At 59.6% G+C, this 20,189-nt stretch carries 26 protein-coding genes; 12 read left to right on the top strand and 14 right to left on the bottom strand.

Annotated features, from left to right (window positions below):
* Positions 1-21: 21 nt before the first annotated feature.
* Both C4J89_RS04625 and C4J89_RS04620 read right to left on the bottom strand, forming a co-directional pair.
* Positions 22-489 (bottom strand): WbuC family cupin fold metalloprotein, encoded by a 468-nt coding sequence (locus C4J89_RS04625; RefSeq protein ID WP_124365850.1) that lies wholly within the window; start codon positions 487-489, stop codon positions 22-24.
* Between the two features lie 3 nt (positions 490-492).
* A complete protein-coding gene (locus tag C4J89_RS04620) occupies positions 493-1,050 on the bottom strand; it encodes a hypoxanthine-guanine phosphoribosyltransferase (RefSeq protein ID WP_065885799.1) in 558 nt (185 codons plus the stop codon).
* 163 nt (positions 1,051-1,213) lie between these two features.
* On the opposite strand from C4J89_RS04620, the gene upp reads away from it, so the two are divergent.
* Both upp and C4J89_RS04610 read left to right on the top strand, forming a co-directional pair.
* Entirely contained in the window at positions 1,214-1,852 is a 639-nt protein-coding gene (gene upp, locus C4J89_RS04615) for a uracil phosphoribosyltransferase (RefSeq protein ID WP_017138223.1), read from the top strand.
* 2 nt (positions 1,853-1,854) lie between these two features.
* A complete protein-coding gene (locus C4J89_RS04610) occupies positions 1,855-3,129 on the top strand; it encodes a uracil-xanthine permease family protein (protein ID WP_124361324.1) in 1,275 nt (424 codons plus the stop codon).
* Positions 3,130-3,253: 124 nt separating this feature from the next.
* On the opposite strand, the gene hisC is transcribed toward C4J89_RS04610, so the two are convergent.
* From hisC to C4J89_RS04555, 10 genes are all read right to left on the bottom strand, one after another.
* Positions 3,254-4,306: a histidinol-phosphate transaminase gene (hisC, locus tag C4J89_RS04605; RefSeq protein WP_124361323.1), complete on the bottom strand. Its 1,053-nt coding sequence runs from the start codon at positions 4,304-4,306 to the stop codon at positions 3,254-3,256.
* Between the two features lie 3 nt (positions 4,307-4,309).
* Positions 4,310-5,626: a histidinol dehydrogenase gene (gene hisD, locus C4J89_RS04600; RefSeq protein ID WP_124403098.1), complete on the bottom strand. Its 1,317-nt coding sequence runs from the start codon at positions 5,624-5,626 to the stop codon at positions 4,310-4,312.
* Between the two features lie 127 nt (positions 5,627-5,753).
* Complete coding sequence (gene hisG / locus C4J89_RS04595; protein WP_003171824.1) at positions 5,754-6,389, bottom strand: ATP phosphoribosyltransferase; 636 nt, start codon at positions 6,387-6,389, stop codon at positions 5,754-5,756.
* Positions 6,390-6,616: 227 nt separating this feature from the next.
* Positions 6,617-7,882: a UDP-N-acetylglucosamine 1-carboxyvinyltransferase gene (gene murA, locus C4J89_RS04585; protein ID WP_124361321.1), complete on the bottom strand. Its 1,266-nt coding sequence runs from the start codon at positions 7,880-7,882 to the stop codon at positions 6,617-6,619.
* A 23-nt stretch (positions 7,883-7,905) separates the two neighbouring features.
* On the bottom strand, positions 7,906-8,145 hold the full coding sequence (locus C4J89_RS04580; RefSeq protein WP_124361320.1) for a BolA family protein: 240 nt from the start codon (positions 8,143-8,145) through the stop codon (positions 7,906-7,908).
* A gap of 116 nt (positions 8,146-8,261) precedes the next feature.
* Complete coding sequence (locus tag C4J89_RS04575) at positions 8,262-8,567, bottom strand: lipid asymmetry maintenance protein MlaB (protein WP_124413865.1); 306 nt, start codon at positions 8,565-8,567, stop codon at positions 8,262-8,264.
* A complete protein-coding gene (locus tag C4J89_RS04570; protein ID WP_124361318.1) occupies positions 8,564-9,211 on the bottom strand; it encodes a phospholipid-binding protein MlaC in 648 nt (215 codons plus the stop codon). The genes C4J89_RS04575 and C4J89_RS04570 overlap by 4 nt, the downstream gene beginning before the upstream one ends.
* A gap of 11 nt (positions 9,212-9,222) precedes the next feature.
* Positions 9,223-9,690: an outer membrane lipid asymmetry maintenance protein MlaD gene (gene mlaD, locus C4J89_RS04565; protein ID WP_003171814.1), complete on the bottom strand. Its 468-nt coding sequence runs from the start codon at positions 9,688-9,690 to the stop codon at positions 9,223-9,225.
* The gene (gene mlaE, locus C4J89_RS04560) at positions 9,690-10,487 is read right to left on the bottom strand and encodes a lipid asymmetry maintenance ABC transporter permease subunit MlaE (protein WP_057021555.1); all 798 of its coding nucleotides are present in this window, start codon (positions 10,485-10,487) and stop codon (positions 9,690-9,692) included. Before mlaE ends, mlaD begins: the two co-directional genes overlap by 1 nt.
* Positions 10,487-11,296, bottom strand: a complete 810-nt coding sequence (locus C4J89_RS04555; protein WP_057724577.1) for an ATP-binding cassette domain-containing protein — start codon at positions 11,294-11,296, stop codon at positions 10,487-10,489. Before C4J89_RS04555 ends, mlaE begins: the two co-directional genes overlap by 1 nt.
* Positions 11,297-11,603: 307 nt before the next feature.
* Here C4J89_RS04555 and C4J89_RS04550 point away from each other — a divergent pair, with 307 nt between their 5' ends.
* The 10 genes from C4J89_RS04550 (at position 11,604) to C4J89_RS04505 (ending at position 18,625) form a co-directional block, all read left to right on the top strand.
* Complete coding sequence (locus tag C4J89_RS04550) at positions 11,604-12,578, top strand: KpsF/GutQ family sugar-phosphate isomerase (protein ID WP_124413864.1); 975 nt, start codon at positions 11,604-11,606, stop codon at positions 12,576-12,578.
* A complete protein-coding gene (locus tag C4J89_RS04545) occupies positions 12,579-13,103 on the top strand; it encodes an HAD family hydrolase (RefSeq protein WP_124361316.1) in 525 nt (174 codons plus the stop codon).
* A gap of 8 nt (positions 13,104-13,111) precedes the next feature.
* Entirely contained in the window at positions 13,112-13,684 is a 573-nt protein-coding gene (gene lptC / locus C4J89_RS04540; protein ID WP_124361315.1) for an LPS export ABC transporter periplasmic protein LptC, read from the top strand.
* Entirely contained in the window at positions 13,671-14,204 is a 534-nt protein-coding gene (gene lptA, locus C4J89_RS04535; RefSeq protein ID WP_043050759.1) for a lipopolysaccharide transport periplasmic protein LptA, read from the top strand. The genes lptC and lptA overlap by 14 nt, the downstream gene beginning before the upstream one ends.
* Positions 14,204-14,929, top strand: a complete 726-nt coding sequence (gene lptB / locus C4J89_RS04530) for an LPS export ABC transporter ATP-binding protein (protein WP_004372092.1) — start codon at positions 14,204-14,206, stop codon at positions 14,927-14,929. Before lptA ends, lptB begins: the two co-directional genes overlap by 1 nt.
* A gap of 196 nt (positions 14,930-15,125) precedes the next feature.
* On the top strand, positions 15,126-16,619 hold the full coding sequence (locus C4J89_RS04525) for an RNA polymerase factor sigma-54 (RefSeq protein WP_057724573.1): 1,494 nt from the start codon (positions 15,126-15,128) through the stop codon (positions 16,617-16,619).
* Positions 16,620-16,695: 76 nt separating this feature from the next.
* Positions 16,696-17,001 (top strand): ribosome hibernation-promoting factor, HPF/YfiA family, encoded by a 306-nt coding sequence (gene hpf / locus C4J89_RS04520; RefSeq protein WP_057724572.1) that lies wholly within the window; start codon positions 16,696-16,698, stop codon positions 16,999-17,001.
* A 10-nt stretch (positions 17,002-17,011) separates the two neighbouring features.
* Positions 17,012-17,476: a PTS IIA-like nitrogen regulatory protein PtsN gene (gene ptsN / locus C4J89_RS04515; protein ID WP_124361314.1), complete on the top strand. Its 465-nt coding sequence runs from the start codon at positions 17,012-17,014 to the stop codon at positions 17,474-17,476.
* A gap of 2 nt (positions 17,477-17,478) precedes the next feature.
* A complete protein-coding gene (rapZ, locus tag C4J89_RS04510; protein ID WP_124361313.1) occupies positions 17,479-18,336 on the top strand; it encodes an RNase adapter RapZ in 858 nt (285 codons plus the stop codon).
* Positions 18,337-18,352: 16 nt separating this feature from the next.
* On the top strand, positions 18,353-18,625 hold the full coding sequence (locus tag C4J89_RS04505) for an HPr family phosphocarrier protein (protein ID WP_124361312.1): 273 nt from the start codon (positions 18,353-18,355) through the stop codon (positions 18,623-18,625).
* 25 nt (positions 18,626-18,650) lie between these two features.
* Here C4J89_RS04505 and C4J89_RS04500 read toward each other — a convergent pair whose 3' ends face one another.
* Positions 18,651-19,544, bottom strand: a complete 894-nt coding sequence (locus tag C4J89_RS04500; protein ID WP_124413863.1) for a ZIP family metal transporter — start codon at positions 19,542-19,544, stop codon at positions 18,651-18,653.
* A gap of 32 nt (positions 19,545-19,576) precedes the next feature.
* Positions 19,577-20,188 (bottom strand): superoxide dismutase, encoded by a 612-nt coding sequence (locus C4J89_RS04495; protein WP_124369664.1) that lies wholly within the window; start codon positions 20,186-20,188, stop codon positions 19,577-19,579.
* Between the last annotated feature and the right edge of the window lies 1 nt (position 20,189).

Genomic DNA, 20,189 nt, shown 5'->3' with positions numbered 1-20,189 from the left:
TGGCTACAGCAGCACTGCAGCTCAATCGAACTGGGCGAGCATCCAGCGTTGGTAGTCAGCCACACCGGCATCGCCCTCGCGGGGCGCCCAATCGGCCAACTCACCCTCGCCCACCGGTCGATAGGGCCCGGCCTTGCACTCGAACATCACCGTATCAGGCTCCAGCACCACCAGGCCATGGAACACGCCCGGCGGCAGGTCGACGCCCGCGCATTCGCCCCCTGCCTGCATCACGCGCTTGGTGATGACCTCACCGGTGTCGCTGAATATCAGCAGGCCCAGTCGCCCCTGGAGCACCAGCAAGGTTTCCGCCTTGTCCGCGCTGAGGTGCCGATGCGGCGGTACATAGGTACTCGGCTGCAGGGCCACGGCGAGGCGATGACACGGCTCTTCCATCTGGTGGAAATTGTGGTGGTGCCGGCCACGGGGGCTGGCGCCCGCTTTCTCGGCCAACTCTGCAAATAACGTCTGATCAAGAAAGCGGGCCATCGATTACATTCCTTTAACCGCGTAGATGCCATTGGCGTTGCGCCAGTAGCCCTTGTAGTCCATGCCATAACCGAAGATATAGCGGTCGATGCACGGCAGCCCGACGAAATCGGCTTTGAGCTCAGGGCGCGCCTTGCGGTCGTGGTCTTTGTCGATCAGCACGGCGGTGTGCACTTTGCGCGCGCCGGCATGCTTGCAGAAGTCGATGATCGCGCCCAGGGTGTGCCCTTCGTCGAGGATGTCATCGATGATCAGCACGTCACGGTCGATAAACGAAACTTCCGGCTTGGCCTTCCAGAACAGATCACCGCCGCTGGTTTCGTTGCGATAGCGGGTAGCGTGCAGATAAGAGGCTTCCAGCGGGAATTGCAGGTGAGTGAGCAATTTGCCGGCGAAGATCAGGCCACCGTTCATCACGCAGAAGACCACCGGGTTGGTGTCGGCCATTTCGCGGGTGATGTGCGCGCCGACCTTGGCGATCGCTGCTTCGACTTGCGCTTCGGTGTACAGGCAGTCAGCCTCGTGCATGATTTGACGGATATGCTCGAGATCAGCGGACATGGCGCTCTCCAAGGGGTGCTGTGGCAAGAAAAGCGGGCGAAGTTACGCTTCTACTGCGCTCCGAGCAAGCCTTAATGGACTAACGTGCTAGATGTCTATAGGACAACACCCTCGGATAGATTAATCTAGGCCGGTTTTTTTGCCCGCCGCCGGAGCCTTTCCCATGCCCACTCGCGAGATCCGCCACCCGCTGATCCGACACAAACTCGGCCTTATGCGCCGTGCCGACATCAGCACGAAGAATTTCCGTGAGCTTGCTCAGGAAGTTGGAGCGCTGCTCACTTACGAAGCCACCAAGGACTTACCCTTGGAAACCTACGAGATCCCCGGTTGGGCCGGTCCCGTACAGGTCGAGAAAATTGCCGGTAAGAAAATTACCGTGGTGCCGATCCTGCGCGCCGGTATCGGCATGCTCGAAGGCGTGCTCAGCCTGATCCCGGGCGCCAAGGTCAGCGCCGTCGGCGTGGCCCGCAACGAAGAAACATTGCAGGCCCACACGTACCTGGAAAAACTCGTCCCGGAAATCAACGAACGCCTGGCCATGATCATCGACCCGATGCTCGCCACCGGCAGCTCCATGGTCGCCACCATCGACCTGTTGAAAAAAGCCGGCTGCAAGGACATCCGCGCCATGGTGCTGGTCGCCGCGCCCGAAGGCATCGCCGCCGTCGAAAAAGCGCACCCTGATGTACAGATCTACACCGCCTCCATCGACGAGCGCCTGAATGAACACGGCTACATCATCCCAGGCCTGGGCGATGCCGGTGACAAGATCTTCGGCACCAAGCAGAAGGACGCGTGAGCATGCAGGATGAATTCAACGACCCGCTTTGGCGCCAGATCCTGTCTGGCGCACAAATGCTCTTCGTAGCATTTGGTGCGCTGGTGTTGATGCCGCTGATCACAGGCCTTGATCCAAACGTCGCACTGTTCACCGCAGGCTTAGGCACGCTGCTGTTCCAGGTGGTGACCGGGCGGCAGGTGCCGGTGTTCCTGGCCTCGAGCTTTGCATTCATCACCCCGATCATTCTCGCCAAGGGCCAATTCGGCCTGGCAGCGACCATGGGCGGGGTGATGGCGGCGGGTTTCGTCTATACCTTCCTGGGCCTTGCCGTGAAGGTCAAAGGCACCGGTTTCATCGACCGACTGCTGCCGCCGGTGGTGATCGGCCCGGTGATCATTTCCATCGGCCTGGCCATGGCGCCGATCGCCGCCAATATGGCGATGGGCAAGTCCGGCGACGGCGCCGAGCTGATCCACTACCAGACGGCCATGCTGATCTCGATGCCCGCGCTGCTGACCACCTTGATCGTGGCGGTGTTCGGCAAGGGCATCTTCCGCCTGGTGCCGATCATCTCCGGCGTGCTGGTGGGGTTTGCCATGTCGTTCTACTTTGGCGTGGTCGACACGGCGAAGATCGCCGCCGCGCCGTGGTTCGCCCTGCCCCACTTCACCGCGCCGGAGTTCAACTGGCAGGCCATCCTGTTTATCGTGCCGGTGGCCCTGGCCCCTGCGATCGAGCATATCGGTGGCGTGATAGCGGTCGGCAGCGTGACCGGTCGCGACTACCTGAAGAAGCCCGGCCTGCACCGCACGTTGCTGGGTGACGGGATTGCCACCACGGCCGCCGGCCTGTTTGGCGGCCCGCCCAATACCACCTACGCCGAAGTGACGGGCGCGGTGATGCTGACCAAGAACTACAACCCGAAAATCATGACCTGGGCCGCGGTGTTTGCCATCAGCCTGGCGTTTATCGGCAAGTTCGGCGCGCTGCTGCAGAGCATTCCGGTGCCGGTGATGGGCGGAATTCTGTGCCTGCTGTTCGGCTCAATTGCGGCGGTGGGGATGAATACGCTGATTCGCCACAGGATCGACCTGGGTGAAGCGCGCAACCTGGTGATTGTGTCGGTGACGCTGGTATTCGGGATTGGCGGTGTACTGGTGGGTACCGGCACCGGCCCGGACGATTTCGGCCTCAAGGGCATCGCCTTGTGCGCGGTGGTAGCGATTGGTTTGAACCTGCTGTTGCCGGGCAATGATGGTTGGAAGCACAAAAAGCCGGATGAGCCGTTGCTCTAACCAACACTGCAAAACCAATGTGGGAGGGGGCTTGCCCCCGATGGCGGCGTATCAGTCACTGATGTATTGACTGAGACATCGCCATCGGGGGCAAGCCCCCTCCCACATTTGATTTCAGCGCCCGTTAGAGCTCGCCAAGCCCATCGATCAGCGCCTGGTTCTGCTCCGGCGTCCCGATGCTGATCCGCAGGAACTGGGCAATCCGCTCCTGCTTGAAGTGCCGCACGATCACCCCTTGCTCACGCAATTTGGCCGCCAGGCCCGCCGCGTCATGCCGTGGGTGGCGCGCAAAGATGAAGTTGGCTGCCGAAGGCAACACTTCAAACCCCTTGGCCTGCAACTGGCCGGTGAGTTTTTCACGGCTGTCTATCACCCACCCGCAGGTCTTCTCAAAGTATTCACGGTCCTCAAACGCCACGGCAGCGCCGACAATCGCCAGGCGATCCAGCGGGTAGGAGTTGAAGCTGTTCTTGACCCGCTCCAACGCTTCGATCAGGTCCGGATGTCCCACCGCCAGGCCAACCCGCAGGCCCGCCAGCGAGCGCGACTTGGACAACGTCTGGGTCACCAGCAGGTTCGGGTAATGATCCACCAGGGTGATTGCAGTTTCGCCACCGAAGTCGATATAAGCCTCGTCCACAACCACGACCGATTCCGGGTTGGCCTTGAGGATTTGCTCCACAGCGTCCAGCGCCAGCAGGCAACCGGTTGGCGCGTTAGGGTTGGGAAAGATGATCCCACCATTGGGCTTGGCGTAATCCGCCACGTTGATCTGGAACTGTTCGTCCAGCGGCACAGGGTCAGACTTGATGCCATAAAGACCGCAGTAAACCGGATAGAAGCTGTAGCTGATATCCGGGAACAAAAGCGGCAACTCGTGCTGGAACAGGCCGTGAAAGATATGCGCCAGGACTTCATCGGAGCCATTACCAAGGAACACCTTGTTCGCCTCGACGCCGTAATACTTCGCCACCGCTTGCTTGAGTCGGTCGCTGTTGGGGTCCGAGTACAAACGCAGGTCGTCGTTCAACTCGGCCCGCATGGCCTCTAACGCTTTGGGCGAAGGGCCATAGGGGTTTTCGTTAGTATTGAGCTTGATCAGCTTGGTCAGCTTTGGCTGCTCGCCGGGCACGTAAGGCACCAGGTCCTTGACGAAAGGGCTCCAGAATTTGCTCATGCCTTACTCTCCCTTGAGGATGCGATATTCAGCGCTGCGCGCGTGGGCGCTCAGCGATTCGCCACGGGCCAGCACCGAGGCGGTCTTGCCCAATTCGGACGCGCCCTGGGGCGAACAGAAGATGATCGATGAACGCTTCTGGAAGTCATACACCCCCAGCGGCGACGAAAAGCGCGCGGTGCCGGAGGTCGGCAATACGTGGTTCGGACCTGCACAGTAGTCGCCCAGGGCTTCGCTGGTGTGGCGGCCCATGAAGATCGCGCCAGCGTGGCGGATCGATGGCAACCAGGCTTGTGGGTCCGCTACGGACAGCTCAAGGTGCTCCGGCGCGATACGGTTGGCCACTTCGATGGCTTGCTCCATGTCGCGGACCAGAATCAGTGCGCCACGGCCATTGATCGATTTCTCGATGATCTCGGCGCGCTCCATGGTCGGCAACAGCTTGTTGATGCTGGCGGCGACCTGATCAAGGAACGCGGCGTCGGGGCTGACCAGGATCGCCTGGGCGTCTTCGTCGTGCTCGGCCTGGGAGAACAGGTCCATGGCGATCCAGTCCGGGTCGGTCTGGCCGTCACACACCACCAGGATCTCCGAGGGGCCGGCGATCATGTCGATACCGACCTGGCCAAACACATGGCGCTTGGCGGTGGCGACGTAGATATTGCCCGGCCCCACCACCTTGTCGACCTTCGGTACGCTTTCGGTGCCATAGGCCAACGCGGCAACCGCTTGGGCGCCACCGATGGTGAATACCCGGTCGACCCCGGCAATGCAGGCGGCAGCCAGCACCAGCTCGTTGATTTCACCACGCGGGGTCGGCACCACCATGACCACTTCGGTCACGCCTGCCACTTTGGCCGGAATCGCGTTCATCAACACCGAAGACGGGTACGAGGCCTTGCCGCCCGGCACGTACAGGCCGGCGCGGTCCAGCGGCGTGACCTTCTGGCCCAGTACGGTGCCGTCGGCCTCGGTGTAGCTCCAGGAATCCTGCTTCTGTTTTTCGTGATAGCTGCGCACCCGCGCCGCCGCCACTTCCAGGGCTTCACGCTGGGGCGCGGTGATGCGCGTCAGGGCCAGCTCCAGGCGTTCACGGGGCAGAATCAGGTCCGCCATGGACTTGACGTCCAGGCCGTCGAACTGACGGGTGAAATCCACCAGTGCTGCATCGCCGCGCTCGCGCACGGCCTTGATGATCTCGAGCACCCGCTGGTTGACCGAGTCATCGGACACGCTTTCCCAGCTCAGCAGATGATCCAGATGATCGGCGAAATCCGGGTCGGCAGCGTTGAGTCGGGCAATTGCAGTGGACGTGGTCATAGCGAGGGCCTCAATAGAATTGGCAAAAACTCAGGCGCCCTAAACTACCGTTCGCTCCGCTTGGGCACCTGAGAATTCTGGCTATGAGGCGGATAGACGGGCGCAGCTTTTCAGCTACGCGGGTGAGTCAACCGCGGTGTCGAGACTCCACTGCCGTGCGCAGGGTGTCGATCAACGCCTGGATACGGGCATGTTGCATTTTCATCGACGCTTTGTTGACGATCAGGCGGGAGCTGATGTCGGCAATGAAATCCTGGGGCTCGAGACCGTTGGCGCGCAGGGTGTTGCCGGTGTCGACCACGTCGATGATCTTGTCGGCCAAGCCGATCAGCGGCGCCAGCTCCATCGAGCCGTAAAGCTTGATGATATCGACCTGACGGCCTTGTTCGGCATAGTAGCGTTTGGCGACGTTGACGAACTTGGTCGCCACGCGCAGGCGGCCCTTGGGCTCGACATCGCCGACACGACCGGCGGTCATCAGTTTGCACAGCGCGATCCGCAGGTCCAGTGGCTCGTAGAGACCCTGGCCACCGTATTCCATCAGCACGTCCTTACCGGCCACACCGAGGTCGGCGGCGCCATGTTCAACGTAGGTCGGCACGTCGGTAGCCCGCACGATCAGCAGACGAACGTCGTCCTGGGTCGTGGGGATGATCAGCTTGCGGCTCTTGTCCGGATTCTCGGTCGGCACGATGCCCGCTTCAGCCAGAAGCGGCAGCGTGTCGTCAAGGATGCGGCCCTTGGACAGTGCGATGGTCAACATGGGAAATGTCAGTCCTTCATCAGGCTATTGCTGTCCGGTCGCAAACGGCGCCAGACACAGATCGAGGCCCTTACAGCCTCGATTTGAAACAAACCGGTGTGTGTAGGAGCGAGCTTGCTCGCGAAGAACTCATGGGCACCGCGTTTATTCTGGATAAACCCGTTATCGTTGACGTTTTTCGCGAGCAAGAACTAGGCGTCCCCCTCGCTCCTACAGTGCAGCGGGGGTTAGCCCGGAACGCGGCGGATTTTAGCGCCGAGCATCTGCAGCTTTTCTTCGATGCACTCGTAGCCACGGTCTATGTGGTAGATGCGGTCGATCAGCGTATCGCCTTCGGCACAGAGTGCCGAGATCACCAGGCTGGCCGAAGCACGCAGGTCAGTTGCCATCACTGGCGCGCCCTTGAGCTTGTCGATGCCGGTAACGATGGCGGTGTTGCCCTCGACCTGGATCTTGGCGCCCATGCGGTGCAGTTCGTACACATGCATGAAACGGTTTTCGAAGATGGTCTCGATCACGGCACCAGTGCCTTCGGCAATCGCGTTCAAGGAAATGAACTGCGCCTGCATGTCGGTCGGGAATGCCGGGTACGGGGCTGTACGCACATTGACGGCTTTTGGCCGCTTGCCGTGCATGTTCAGCTCGATCCAGTCTTCACCGGTGGTGATTTCTGCGCCGGCTTCCTTGAGTTTTTCCAGGACGGCTTCGAGAATGGTCGGATCGGTGTCCTTGACCTTCACGCGGCCACCGGTAACGGCAGCGGCAACCAGGTACGTGCCGGTCTCAATGCGGTCAGGCATGACTTTATAGGTAGCGGTGTGCAGACGCTCTACACCATCAATAGTGATGGTGTCGGTGCCAGCGCCGGAAACCTTCGCGCCCATGGCGTTGAGGAAGTTGGCCAGGTCGACCACTTCCGGCTCGCGCGCGGCGTTTTGCAGGACGCTGCGGCCATTGGCTAGGGCAGCGGCCATCATGATGTTCTCGGTACCGGTCACGCTGACGGTATCGAAGAAGAAGTTCGCGCCACGCAAGCCGCCTTCCGGCGCTTTGGCCTTGATATAGCCGCCTTCGACGTCGATGACCGCGCCCATGGCTTCGAGACCACGGATATGCAGGTCGACCGGACGCGAACCAATGGCGCAACCGCCAGGCAGGGCCACTTCGGCTTCACCGAAACGCGCGACCATCGGGCCAAGCACCAGGATCGACGCACGCATGGTTTTCACCAGCTCGTACGGGGCGATCAGGGTCTTGATGGTGCGTGGGTCGATTTCGACAGACAACTTCTCGTCGATCACCGGCTCAATGCCCATGCGGCCGAACAGCTCAATCATGGTGGTGATGTCGTGCAAGTGCGGCAGGTTGGCCACCGTGACAGGGCCGTCGCACAGCAGGGTCGCTGCCAGGATCGGCAAGGCGGAGTTTTTCGCACCGGAAATGCGGATCTCGCCATCAAGGCGGGCACCGCCGGTAATAATCAATTTATCCATAAGAATCTCGACGCCTTGGGGGCTCAGGTGCGCTCGGCCCAGGCCGCGCGGCTGAAAAATTTCATAGTGACCGCATGGATGCTGCCATCGGTGATCCATGGGTTCAAATGGGCATAGATCTGCTGCTGACGCTTGACCGGGCTCAATGCCGCCAGTTCATCGCTGATCACGTTCAGCTGGAAATTGCAGCCTTCGCCTTCAACTTCTACAGCCGTGTCCGGCAGCTTTCCTTCAAGGAAGCTCTTAACTTCTAGGGCCTGCATGCTCAACCTCTATCGGCGCCCAGTGCGCACGGGTCGCACATCATACAAAAAAAGCCCCGCGCCTGCGAACCCCGCATAGCAGGACTCTGACGGAGGGCTTCTCTGATAAATGTGTATTACGGGTGTGCCAACAGCTCGGTCAAGCCGGAAACCTCGGCGATCTCGCGCATGTCTTCAGGCAACGCACGGAGACTGACCGGCTTTTTTACCGCAGCAGCATCGCGCATGAAGCACAACAGCAACGACAAACCGACGCTGCTGGACTTGGTTACCGCCGAGCAATCCAGCACCAGCGCGGGCGCAGTGCTGGCCTTGATCAGTGCCTGGCCCTGCTTGCGCAGGCCAGGCCCGGTGCGGTAATCGAGCACGCCGCTGAGGAACAGCTCGCCGGCATCGCCGATACGAACAGCCGACTCGGTCATGGCGCTGGTTTCCCGGCTTCCTTATCGGAAGTTTCCTTGGCCTTGGCCACTTCGCCGGCCCAACCATTGATGGTCTTGTCCAGGTCGTTGCCATTGCGCTGCATCGCGTCGGCGAACTGGTCACGGAACAGCTTGCCGATATTGATGCCGTTGATGATCACGTTACGCAGTTTCCACTCGCCGCCGACCTTCGCCAGCGTGTACTGCACAGGGTACACGGCACCATTGGTACCTTTGACGGTCATGTTGACGCTGGTGCGGTCACCCGACTCATCACCGGCCGGAGCGACGGTGATCCCCTGGTTGTTGTACTCAAGCAAGGCGTTGCCGTAGAACTGGAACAGGCCGCGCTTGAAGTTTTCCTGGAAACGCTGCATCTGCGCAGGTGTGGCCTTGCGCGAATACTTGACGGTCATGATGCTTTTGGAGATGCCTTCGGCATCCACCACCGGACCGACAATGGTATTGAGCGCGTTGTAGAACTGGCTCGGGTCTTGTTTGTACTTTTCCTTGTTGGCCGACAGGTCAGCCAACATTTTGTTGGTGGTGTCCTGCACCAGTTCGTGGGCAGAACCGGCTGCGTTGGCCATCAACGGCAGCGCTGCAAGCAGAACCAGAAGGCCACGTCGCAAGGTAGAGAGCATGAACAGATTCCTCATTTGGCGTCTTTATTGACCGTGTTGAGCAGGAATTTACCGATCAGGTCTTCAAGCACCAACGACGACTGTGTGTCGTGGATGGTCGAGCCATCCTTGAGCAGGGCTGTTTCCCCGCCTACGCTGACACCGATGTACTTCTCGCCCAGCAAGCCCGCAGTGAGGATAGATGCCGTGGAGTCAGTCGGCAGATTATCTACCTTCTTGTCCAACTGCATCGTCACTCGGCCGGTGAAGCTATCGCGATCCAGATCGATTGCCGTGACCTTGCCGATGGTCACACCGGCCATGGTCACTTTAGCTCTGACCGTCAAACCGGCGATATTGTCGAAGTACGCATAAAGTTTATAGGTGTCGGCGGTGGGGCTGGCCGACAGGCCACTGACCCGCAGGGCCAGCAACAGTAAAGCCAGGATGCCAGCCAGCAAGAAAAGGCCGACACCGATCTCCACAGTGCGGTTTTGCATCAGAAATCTCCAAACATCAAGGCGGTCAAAATGAAGTCAAGGCCCAGTACCGCCAGCGAGGCGTATACAACGGTCTTGGTGGTGGCGCGACTGATCCCTTCTGAAGTGGGCTCACAGTCATAGCCTTGGAATACGGCGATCCAGGTCACTACAAAGGCGAAGACGATGCTCTTTATGATGCCGTTGAGCACGTCGCCCGTGAAGGTCACGCTGTTTTGCATGTTGGCCCAGTAGGAACCGTCATAGACCCCCAACCAGTCCACCGCCACCCACGAACCGCCCCAGATCCCGACCACGCTGAAGATCATCGCCAGCAGCGGAAGGGAAATGAAGCCGGCCCACAGGCGCGGGGCAACAATGTACTTGAGCGGGTCCACACCGATCATTTCCAGGCTGGACAGCTGTTCGGTGGACTTCATGTTACCGATTTCGGCGGTCAACGCAGAACCTGCACGCCCGGCGAACAGCAACGCGGTGACCACCGGCCCCAGTTCACGCAACAGCGTCAGGGCAACCATCTGCCCTACCGCCTGCTCTGAACCGTAGCTGGACAGAATGTTGAAGCCTTGCAGCGCCAGCACCATGCCGATGAACATCCCGGAGACCACGATGATCACCAGGGACATCACGCCGACCGCGTGCAGTTGCTTGAGCAGCAAGCCAAAGCCGCCGCCGATGCCGCCGCGGCCGAGCAAGGCGTGAAACAGGAAAATAGTCGAACGCCCGAGGACTTCGACGATGTCGATGCCCGAGCGACCGAAAAGGCGAACCTTTTCGATAAGAGATGTCTTGCGCATCAGCGCTTCCCCAGAAGATCTGCGCGGTAGTCCGCTGCCGGAAAGTGAAAAGGCACCGGGCCATCAGGATCGCCGGTCATGAATTGGCGAATGCGCGGGTTATCGGCGTTCATCAGCTCTTCTGGCGTCCCCTGCCCCAGCACCTGGCCATCACCCACTACATAGAGGTAGTCAGCGATGCTCGCGGTTTCGGCCAGGTCGTGAGACACCACGATGCTGGTGATGCCCAAGGCATCGTTGAGCAGACGGATCAGGCGCACCAGTACGCCCATGGCGATAGGGTCCTGGCCCACGAAAGGCTCGTCATACATGAGGATCTGCGGGTCGAGGGCGATGGCTCGCGCCAGGGCGACACGACGCTTCATGCCACCGGACAATTCGTCAGGCATCAGGTCGATGGCCCCGCGAAGCCCTACGGCCTGCAGCTTGAGCAACACAATGTCACGAATCATCTCATCGGACAGCTGGGTATGCACCCGCAGCGGGAACGCTACGTTTTCGAAAACATCGAGGTCGGTAAACAGCGCACCGCTCTGGAACAGTACTCCCATATGCTTGCGCGCATCGAACAGATCGCTGCGCGACAGCGTCGGCAGGTTCTGGCCGTTGACCCACACTTCGCCGGCACTGGGGCGCAATTGCATGCCCATCAGGCGCAACAAGGTGGTCTTGCCGCAACCGGAAGGCCCCATGATGCCCGTGACTTTTCCGCGAGGAATGCGAATATCGACGTTATTGAAGATGCTGCGCGTACCGCGCTTGAAGGAAAGGCCCTTCAGCTCGACCGCGTAGGCGTTATCGGCACTCATCTAATCTCCTTGGGATGCAGCCTTTCACTCAGACACCATGTATGCGAATTTGGTTTGCAACGGATGTGCAATAGTTACGCCATGGGTTGGGCGGACCGAACTGGCCGCGAACTATATCACTGCTGGTGCAGAGCCCCCAAGGCCGGAACAGCGCTTGTTCAGATTCAGCACAGCGAAAAACGTTGCCGGCGATGTTATTCAGACGAATCCTGGAGACGCTCAGAATAAAGCCTGACGAACTTATGTGAGCGAATCGATCATTACCGCTATAATCGCCGACTTTTCGTCAGGCTATACGACTTCAGACATGAGCCAATCCAGCGACCTCATCCAATCCGCACAACGCACCATCCGCCTCGAGCTGGAAGCCGTAGAAGGTTTGCTGGCGCATATCGACGCAGATTTCGTACGCGCCTGCGAGATGATTCTGGCCAGCAAAGGCCGCGTTGTCGTGGTTGGCATGGGTAAGTCCGGCCACGTCGGCAACAAGATCGCCGCTACGCTGGCCAGCACCGGAACCACAGCGTTCTTCGTGCACCCGGCCGAAGCCAGCCATGGTGATATGGGCATGATTACCAAGGATGACGTGATTCTGGCATTGTCCAACTCCGGCACCACCAACGAAATCGTCACCCTGCTGCCGCTGATCAAGCGCCTGGGCATCAAGATGATCAGCGTCACCGGCAACCCGGAATCGACACTGGCCAAGGCCGCCGAAGTGAACTTGAACGTTCATGTCGCCCATGAAGCCTGCCCGCTGAACCTGGCGCCCACCTCGTCGACGACTGCGGCACTGGTCATGGGCGACGCGCTGGCGGTGGCGCTGCTTGAGGCTCGCGGGTTCACCGCTGAAGATTTCGCGTTTTCGCACCCCGGCGGCGCCCTGGGCCGCCGCTTGCTGTTGAAAGTGGAAAACGTCATGCATGCGGGCGATGAACTGCCCCACGTGCAACGCGGCACCTTGCTCAAGGACGCGCTGATGGAAATGACCCGCAAGGGCCTGGGCATGACCGTGATCCTGGAAGCCGACGGCCGACTGGCCGGCGTGTTCACCGACGGCGATCTGCGGCGCACCCTGGACCGGACCATCGACATCCATACCGCAACCATCGATGCTGTGATGACGCCCCACGGCAAGACCGCGCGCCCCGAGATGCTTGCAGCCGAAGCCCTGAAGATCATGGAAGACCACAAGATCGGCGCGCTGGTGGTGGTCGATGACCACGACCACCCTATCGGCGCCCTGAACATGCACGACTTGTTGCGTGCAGGAGTGATGTAAATGACCAGCGACCTGTTGCAACGCGGTAAAAACATCAAGTTGGCGATATTCGACGTCGATGGCGTGCTGACCGATGGCCGCCTGTACTTTCTCGAAGACGGCAGCGAATTCAAGACGTTCAACACGCTCGACGGCCAGGGCATCAAGATGTTGATGGCGGCAGGCGTGCAAACAGCGATTATCAGCGGTCGAAAGACCCCCGTTGTGGAACGTCGCGCACAAAACCTCGGGATTCCTCACCTGTATCAAGGCCGCGAGGATAAACTGGTGGTGCTGGACGAGCTTCTTGGCCAACTCAACCTAAGCTATGAACAAGTCGCCTATCTGGGTGACGATCTGCCTGACCTGCCGGTGATCCGTCGGGTAGGCCTGGGCATGGCCGTCGCCAATGCCGCAGCGTTTGTGCGTGAACACGCCCATGGCATTACCGCCGCCCGCGGTGGCGAAGGTGCCGCCCGCGAGTTCTGCGAGTTGATCCTGCGTGCCCAGGGCAGTCTTGAAGCGGCCCACGCCGCCTACTTATAGAGCGTTATATGCTGAGCAAAAAGATTCGCAACTTCCTGCTATTCGGAGCCATCGCCGCGCTGTTGCTCGCGGTGGGCTACTGGAATATCAGCCCGGAGCGCTTTCTCGACAAGCCTGTCGTGCAGGTTGATGAAAGTGTCATCGACAACTTCGCCACCAACACCCATACCGTGCAGTTCCTGCCCGATGGCAAGGTGCAGTACGAGTTGGTCTCCGACAAGGTCGAGCGCTTGAAAGCCTCGGAAGTCAGCCTGCTGACCAACCCGGACTTGAACATGTACCGTGGCACCGAACTGCCATGGCACGTCACCAGCCTGCGTGGCGAGGTCAATCCGGACGGCACCGAAATCGAACTGATCGACTCGGTGCGCGTCGCACGTACAGACGCGCAGAACCGCGACACCATCATTACCAGCAGTCGCATGACGGTATTCCCACAACAGCAATATGCGCAGACCGAGCAAGACGTTAGAATCGACGGCGCTGGCGGTGTATCGACTGGCAAGGGAATGAAAGCGTATTTGAAAGAAAGCAGGATACACCTGCTATCGAACGTAAGAGGACAGTATGAGGCTCGTTAAAACCCTCCCTATTTTGCTCGGTCTGGGCGCAGCACTGGGAAGCGTGAGCGCCTGGGCTCTGCCGAACGATAGCCAGCAACCGATCCACATCTCGGCTGACGATGCGCAGCTGGATGACAAGCAAGGCGTCGCGACCTACACCGGTGGCGTGATCATCACCCAGGGCTCGATGAAGATCACCGGTAATACGGTGACACTGACTCGCACCCAGGCTGGCGATATCGACGTCGTGACCTCGGTGGGCAACCTGGCTTACTTCGAGCAGAAGCAAAAGGCAGAAGACCCAGGGCCGATGAAAGGCTATGGCAAGACTATCCAGTACCATGCCCAGCAAAATCGCATCGTATTGATCGACCAGGCCAAGGTGCTGAGTGCCGACGGTAATTCCACCGAAGGCGAGAAGATCGTCTACAACACCCAGACCCAGGTCGCCCAGGCGGGTCGCGCCAATGGCAACAAGGTCACCGCGCCTCGCCCACGGATCGACATGGTCATCCAGCCGAAGAAGAAGGCCGAGTAATGGCAACCCTGAAAGCCCAGCATCTGGCCAAGGCCTATAAAAGCCGCCAGGTGGTACGCGATGTGAGCCTGTCGATCGACAGCGGCCAGATTGTCGGCCTGCTTGGCCCCAACGGTGCCGGCAAGACCACCTGCTTCTACATGATCGTCGGGCTGGTCCAGGCGGACCAGGGGCGCGTATTGATCGACGACCTGGACGTCAGCCACCAGCCGATGCACGGCCGTGCGCGCGCAGGTATCGGCTATCTTCCGCAGGAGGCGTCGATCTTCCGCAAACTGTCGGTAGCCGACAACATCATGGCAATCCTCGAGACCCGCAAGGAACTCGACCGCGACGGCCGCCGCCAGGAATTGGAAAGCCTGTTGCAGGAATTCCACATCAACCACATTCGCGACAACCTCGGCATGAGCTTGTCCGGTGGTGAGCGTCGCCGCGTGGAGATCGCCCGCGCCCTGGCAACCGCCCCCAAATTCATTCTGCTGGACGAACCGTTCGCTGGCGTTGATCCGATTTCGGTGGGCGATATCAAGCAGATCATCCATCACCTCAAGGCCAAGGGCATTGGTGTGCTGATCACCGACCACAACGTCCGTGAGACCCTCGATATCTGCGAAACCGCTTATATCGTCAACGACGGGCAATTGATTGCCGAAGGTGATTCAGCGACGATCCTGGCCAACGAACTGGTGAAGGAAGTTTATCTGGGTCACGAGTTCCGCCTGTAAACACGGTGATATCGGGCCCTTTGCGAGCGCGCGAGCGAGTCAATAAAAACCTCAGCTTTTTTCTCAGCTTTTTTATTGTTACCGCGCTCTAGGCAAAGGCCCCGATATCAGGCATATAATTTGCTTATGTTTGGCGCTCACGCGCCCTGTCGTGGATGGCGCATTGCGCCGGCGAATAAGGTGTTAAGCCCCTGCCATGAAACCATCGCTAGTCCTGAGAATGGGCCAGCAGCTGACGATGACACCGCAGCTGCAACAGGCCATCCGCCTGCTCCAATTGTCGACCCTGGACCTGCAACAGGAAATCCAGGAGGCCCTGGAGTCCAATCCGATGCTCGAACGCCAGGAAGAAGGCGACGACTTCGACAATACCGACCCCTTGGCCGACAATATCGAGCAAAAGCCCAATCCCGATGTACAGGAACCGTCCTATCAGGAAACCGCCCCTACGGTGGACAACCTCGAGGACGGCGAATGGAACGAACGCATTCCCAACGAGCTTCCGGTGGACACCGCATGGGAAGACGTCTACCAGACCAGCGCCAGCAGCCTGCCCAGCAATGACGACGACGAATGGGACTTCACCACCCGTACGTCGGTCGGCGAGAGCCTGCAGAGCCACTTGCTGTGGCAACTGAACCTGGCGCCGATGTCCGACACCGATCGCTTGATCGCCGTCACCCTGATCGACTGCATCAATAACCAGGGTTATCTGGACGAAACGCTCGAAGAAATTCTTGAAGCCTTCGACCCGGAGCTGGATATCGAACTGGACGAGATCGAAGCCGTCCTGCACCGTATCCAGCAATTCGAGCCCGCCGGCATTGGCGCCCGTACGCTCAGCGAGTGCTTGTTACTGCAACTGCGCCAGCTACCGGCCAAGACCCCCTGGCTCGCTGAAGCCAAGCGCCTGGTCAGCGACTACATCGACCTGCTCGGCAGCCGCGACTACAGCCAGCTGATGCGTCGCATGAAGCTCAAGGAAGACGAGCTGCGCCAGGTTATCGAGCTGGTTCAGAGCCTCAACCCTCGCCCGGGCTCGCAGATCGAGTCCAGCGAAGCCGAATATGTCGTACCTGATGTGATCGTGCGCAAAGACAACGAGCGCTGGCTGGTGGAACTGAACCAGGAGTCGGTGCCACGCCTTCGGGTCAACCCGCAATACGCCGGCTTCGTGCGCCGCGCCGATACCAGCGCCGACAACACGTTCATGCGCAACCAGCTGCAGGAAGCGCGCTGGTTCATCAAGAGCCTGCAAAGCCGCAACGAAACCCTGATGAAAGTGGCCACCCAGATCGTCGAGCACCAACGCGGCTTCCTGGAATATGGCGACGAGGCAATGAAGCCTCTGGTACTGCACGACATCGCTGAAGCGGTCGGCATGCACGAATCGACGATTTCACGGGTGACCACGCAAAAATTCATGCATACCCCACGGGGTATTTATGAGCTGAAATACTTTTTCTCCAGCCATGTAAGCACCTCCGAAGGCGGCGAATGCTCCTCCACGGCGATCCGCGCGATCATCAAAAAACTGGTTGCCGCGGAAAATCAGAAAAAGCCGTTGAGTGACAGCAAGATCGCTGGTTTACTGGAGGCACAAGGCATTCAGGTCGCCCGTCGAACCGTCGCCAAGTACCGCGAGTCTCTCGGGATCGCGCCTTCCAGCGAGCGAAAGCGTTTGATGTGACGGGCGGGGCACAGCGTTCCAGTGGCAGGCGCTTTTCGCCTGCCGCTTTATGCACTGGCAACGAAGGAGAAGCTGTATGCAAGTCAACATCAGTGGACACCATGTAGAAGTCACCCCACCCATGCGCGAATACGTCGAACAGAAGCTGAAAAAGCTTGAAGGACATTTCGACAAGATCACCAACGTGCAGGTCATCATGAAGGTCGATAAGCTTCAGCAGAAAATTGAAGCGACCCTGCAGATACCCGGTGGCGAAGTGGTTGCTAACGCCGAGCATGAAGACATGTATGCATCGATCGACTTGCTCACCGACAAGCTTGACCGCCAACTCAAAAAGCATAAGGAAAAGAATCTGCACCTGATGCAAGGTACAGGTCGTTAACTCTCCCCCCATGATCCGACTTGAAACCATCCTGACCCCCGGCCGTTCCCTCGTGAACGTGCCGGGCGGCAGCAAGAAAAAAGCCCTCGAACAAATTGCCAACCTGATCAGCAGCCAAGTGCCTGACCTGGAGATGCAAGATGTCTTCGAGGCTCTGATCGCCCGTGAAAAACTTGGCTCGACCGGTTTTGGCAACGGCATCGCCATCCCCCACTGCCGCCTCAAAGGCTGCACAACACCGGTCAGCGCCCTGCTGCACCTGGATCACCCCATCGATTTCGATGCCATCGACGGCGCTCCGGTCGACCTGCTGTTCGTTCTGCTGGTCCCACAAGCTGCCACCGATGCGCACCTGGAACTGCTCCGGCAGATCGCCAGCATGCTCGACCGCAAGGAAGTACGCGAAAAACTGCGCAGTGCCAAGAGTAATGAGGCGTTGTATCAGGTCGTCCTGGATGAGCAAAGCGGGCAATAATCATGCGTTTGATCATCGTCAGCGGCCGTTCCGGCTCGGGCAAGAGCACTGCCCTCAATGTGCTTGAAGACAGCGGCTTCTACTGCATCGACAACCTGCCCGCCGGGCTGCTGCCGGAATTGGCCGAGCGCGCCTTGATCCACACCGAACTGGCGCAACCGCTGGTCGCCGTGTCGATCGACGCCCGCAACCTGCCCAGCCATCTCTCGCGCTTCCCCGAACTGCTTGAGGAAGTGCGCGCCAAGCATATTCATTGCGACGTGCTGTACCTGGATGCCGACGAAGAAACCCTGCTCAAGCGTTTCTCCGAAACCCGTCGACGCCATCCGCTCAGCAGCGCCAACCGCTCCCTGGCGGAAGCCATCCAGGACGAGACCAAGCTGCTGGGGCCGATCATCGATCTGGCCGACCTCAAGATCAACACCACCAACCTGAACCTGTACCAGCTGCGCGATGCGATCAAACTGCGATTGCTGAACCAGCCGGAGCCTGGCACAGCGTTTCTGGTCGAGTCATTTGGTTTCAAGCGTGGCATGCCGGTGGATGCCGACTTGGTGTTCGACGTGCGTTGCCTGCCCAATCCTTATTGGAAACCGGAATTGCGCGATCAGTCCGGGCTCGATCAGCCCGTGATCGACTATCTGGCGGCACAAGCGGATGTGGAAGAGATGTTCCAGGACATCTCCACCTACCTGCTCAAATGGCTGCCGCGCTTTGCCGCGAGCAATCGCGCCTATGTCACCATTGCCATTGGCTGCACCGGTGGCCACCACCGCTCCGTCTACCTGACGGAACGGCTCGGCCAGGTGCTGCAACAAACCCTCAAGAATGTCCAGGTTCGCCACCGCGACCTTAGCTGAAAGGAACACCACTGCGATGCCGGCTCGGGAAATTGAAATCATCAACAAGCTGGGTTTGCACGCCCGGGCTTCAGCCAAGTTTGTCGGCGTTGCCGGGCAGTTCCCCTGCCAGATCCGCGCCGGGCGCACGCCGGAAACGATGGTCGACGGTAAAAGCATCATGGCGATGATGATGCTTGCCGCAGGCAAAGGCACCAAGATCCATCTGGAAACCCAAGGCGAACAAGAGCAGGAAGCCATGGACGCGCTGGTGAAGCTGATCAATAACTACTTTGATGAAGGCGAATAACCGCCTTGCGCTGTAGGAGCAAGCTTCAACCCAACGCCGTATCCATCATCATCATCAAGCAGAACCCGATGCACAACCCCAGGCTGGCGAGCTTATCGTGACCGTTTCGGCGTGACTCGGGGATAACCTCATGGGTCACCACCAACAGCATCGCGCCAGCAGCCAGCGCCAGCCCCAGGGGCAACAGCACTTCGGCAAGGCTCACCAACCACGCGCACAGCACTGCAAATACCGGTTCGACCAAACCGGACGCAGCGCCGATCAGGAACGCCTTGATCCGCGACATCCCCGCCCCAGCCAATACCAGCGCAATCACCAGGCCTTCCGGCACGTCCTGCAGGGCAATGCCCATGGCGAGGCTGTCGGCATCCGCCATGCCGCCACCCGCAGAAACTCCTACAGCCATGCCTTCCGGGATGTTGTGGGCAATGATGGCAAACACGAAGAGCCAGATGCGCGGCGGAATAACCGGCTTATCCGGCGTGCCCACCAACATTTCCGGGCTGGCGCCGGACACCTTGCGGTCTACCAGATACAGCCCGAATGCACCCAGCATGATGCCGAAGCTGATCAAGCCAGCCGCACCCCACGGCGAGAGCCCCAGGCTTTCAGCGGCGGCAATGCCGGGCACGACCAGCGAAAAGGCGGTCGCCGCCAGCATTACCCCTGCTCCAAACCCCAGCAAGGTATCGCTCAACGCCGCTGGCATTCGGCGAATCACCAGCACCGGCACCGCGCCCAACGCGGTACCGAGTGCGCAGATCGCCCCGCCCTGCAAGGCGCGCAAGATGCGTGGCTCCAGATTGAGCCAAGCCAGCCCCTGGGCCACCAGCAATGCCGTACCGACTAATACGAGCAGGGAGCCAAACGCATAGCGAAATAATCGCACGCTGCTAATCGCCAGTGTTTCAGTGCCCATAGTCGGCCTTAGATCTTGTTATAGGGTGACTATCAGGCCAAAGCAGCCTGGTAGCGCGCGGCAACCTCTGGCCAGTTGATGACGCTATAGAATGCATTGATGTACTCCGGTCGTCGGTTTTGATACAGCAGGTAATAAGCGTGCTCCCAAACGTCCAAACCGAGGATCGGCGTGTTGCCGCTCATCAGCGGGCTGTCCTGGTTGCCGCTGCTTTCCACCACCAAGGTCTTCTGCGGGGTGACGCTCAGCCAGGCCCAGCCGCTGCCGAAACGGGTCAACGCCGCTTTGGTAAAGGCCTCCTTGAAACTGTCGAAGCCCCCCAGTTGCTCGTCGATCGCCTTGCCCAGTTCCCCCTCAGGTTTTCCGCCACCTGTGGGCGACATGACCGCCCAGAACAGCGAGTGGTTGGCATGCCCACCTCCTTGGTTGACCACGGCAGCGCGTAATTGCTCCGGTAATTTTTCGACGCTGGAAACCAGCTTCTCCACCGGCCAGCCAGCGAACTCGGTGCCTTCGACGGCGGCATTAAGGTTATTGATGTAGGTTTGGTGATGCTTGGTGTAGTGAATCTCCATGGTTTGCGCATCGATATGGGGTTCGAGGGCGTCGTAGGCGTAAGGCAAAGCCGGCAGGGTATAGGTCATA

This window comes from Pseudomonas sp. R4-35-07, assembly GCF_003852235.1.
Classification (GTDB): domain Bacteria; phylum Pseudomonadota; class Gammaproteobacteria; order Pseudomonadales; family Pseudomonadaceae; genus Aquipseudomonas.
This window is presented reverse-complemented; position numbering and strand designations above follow the sequence as displayed.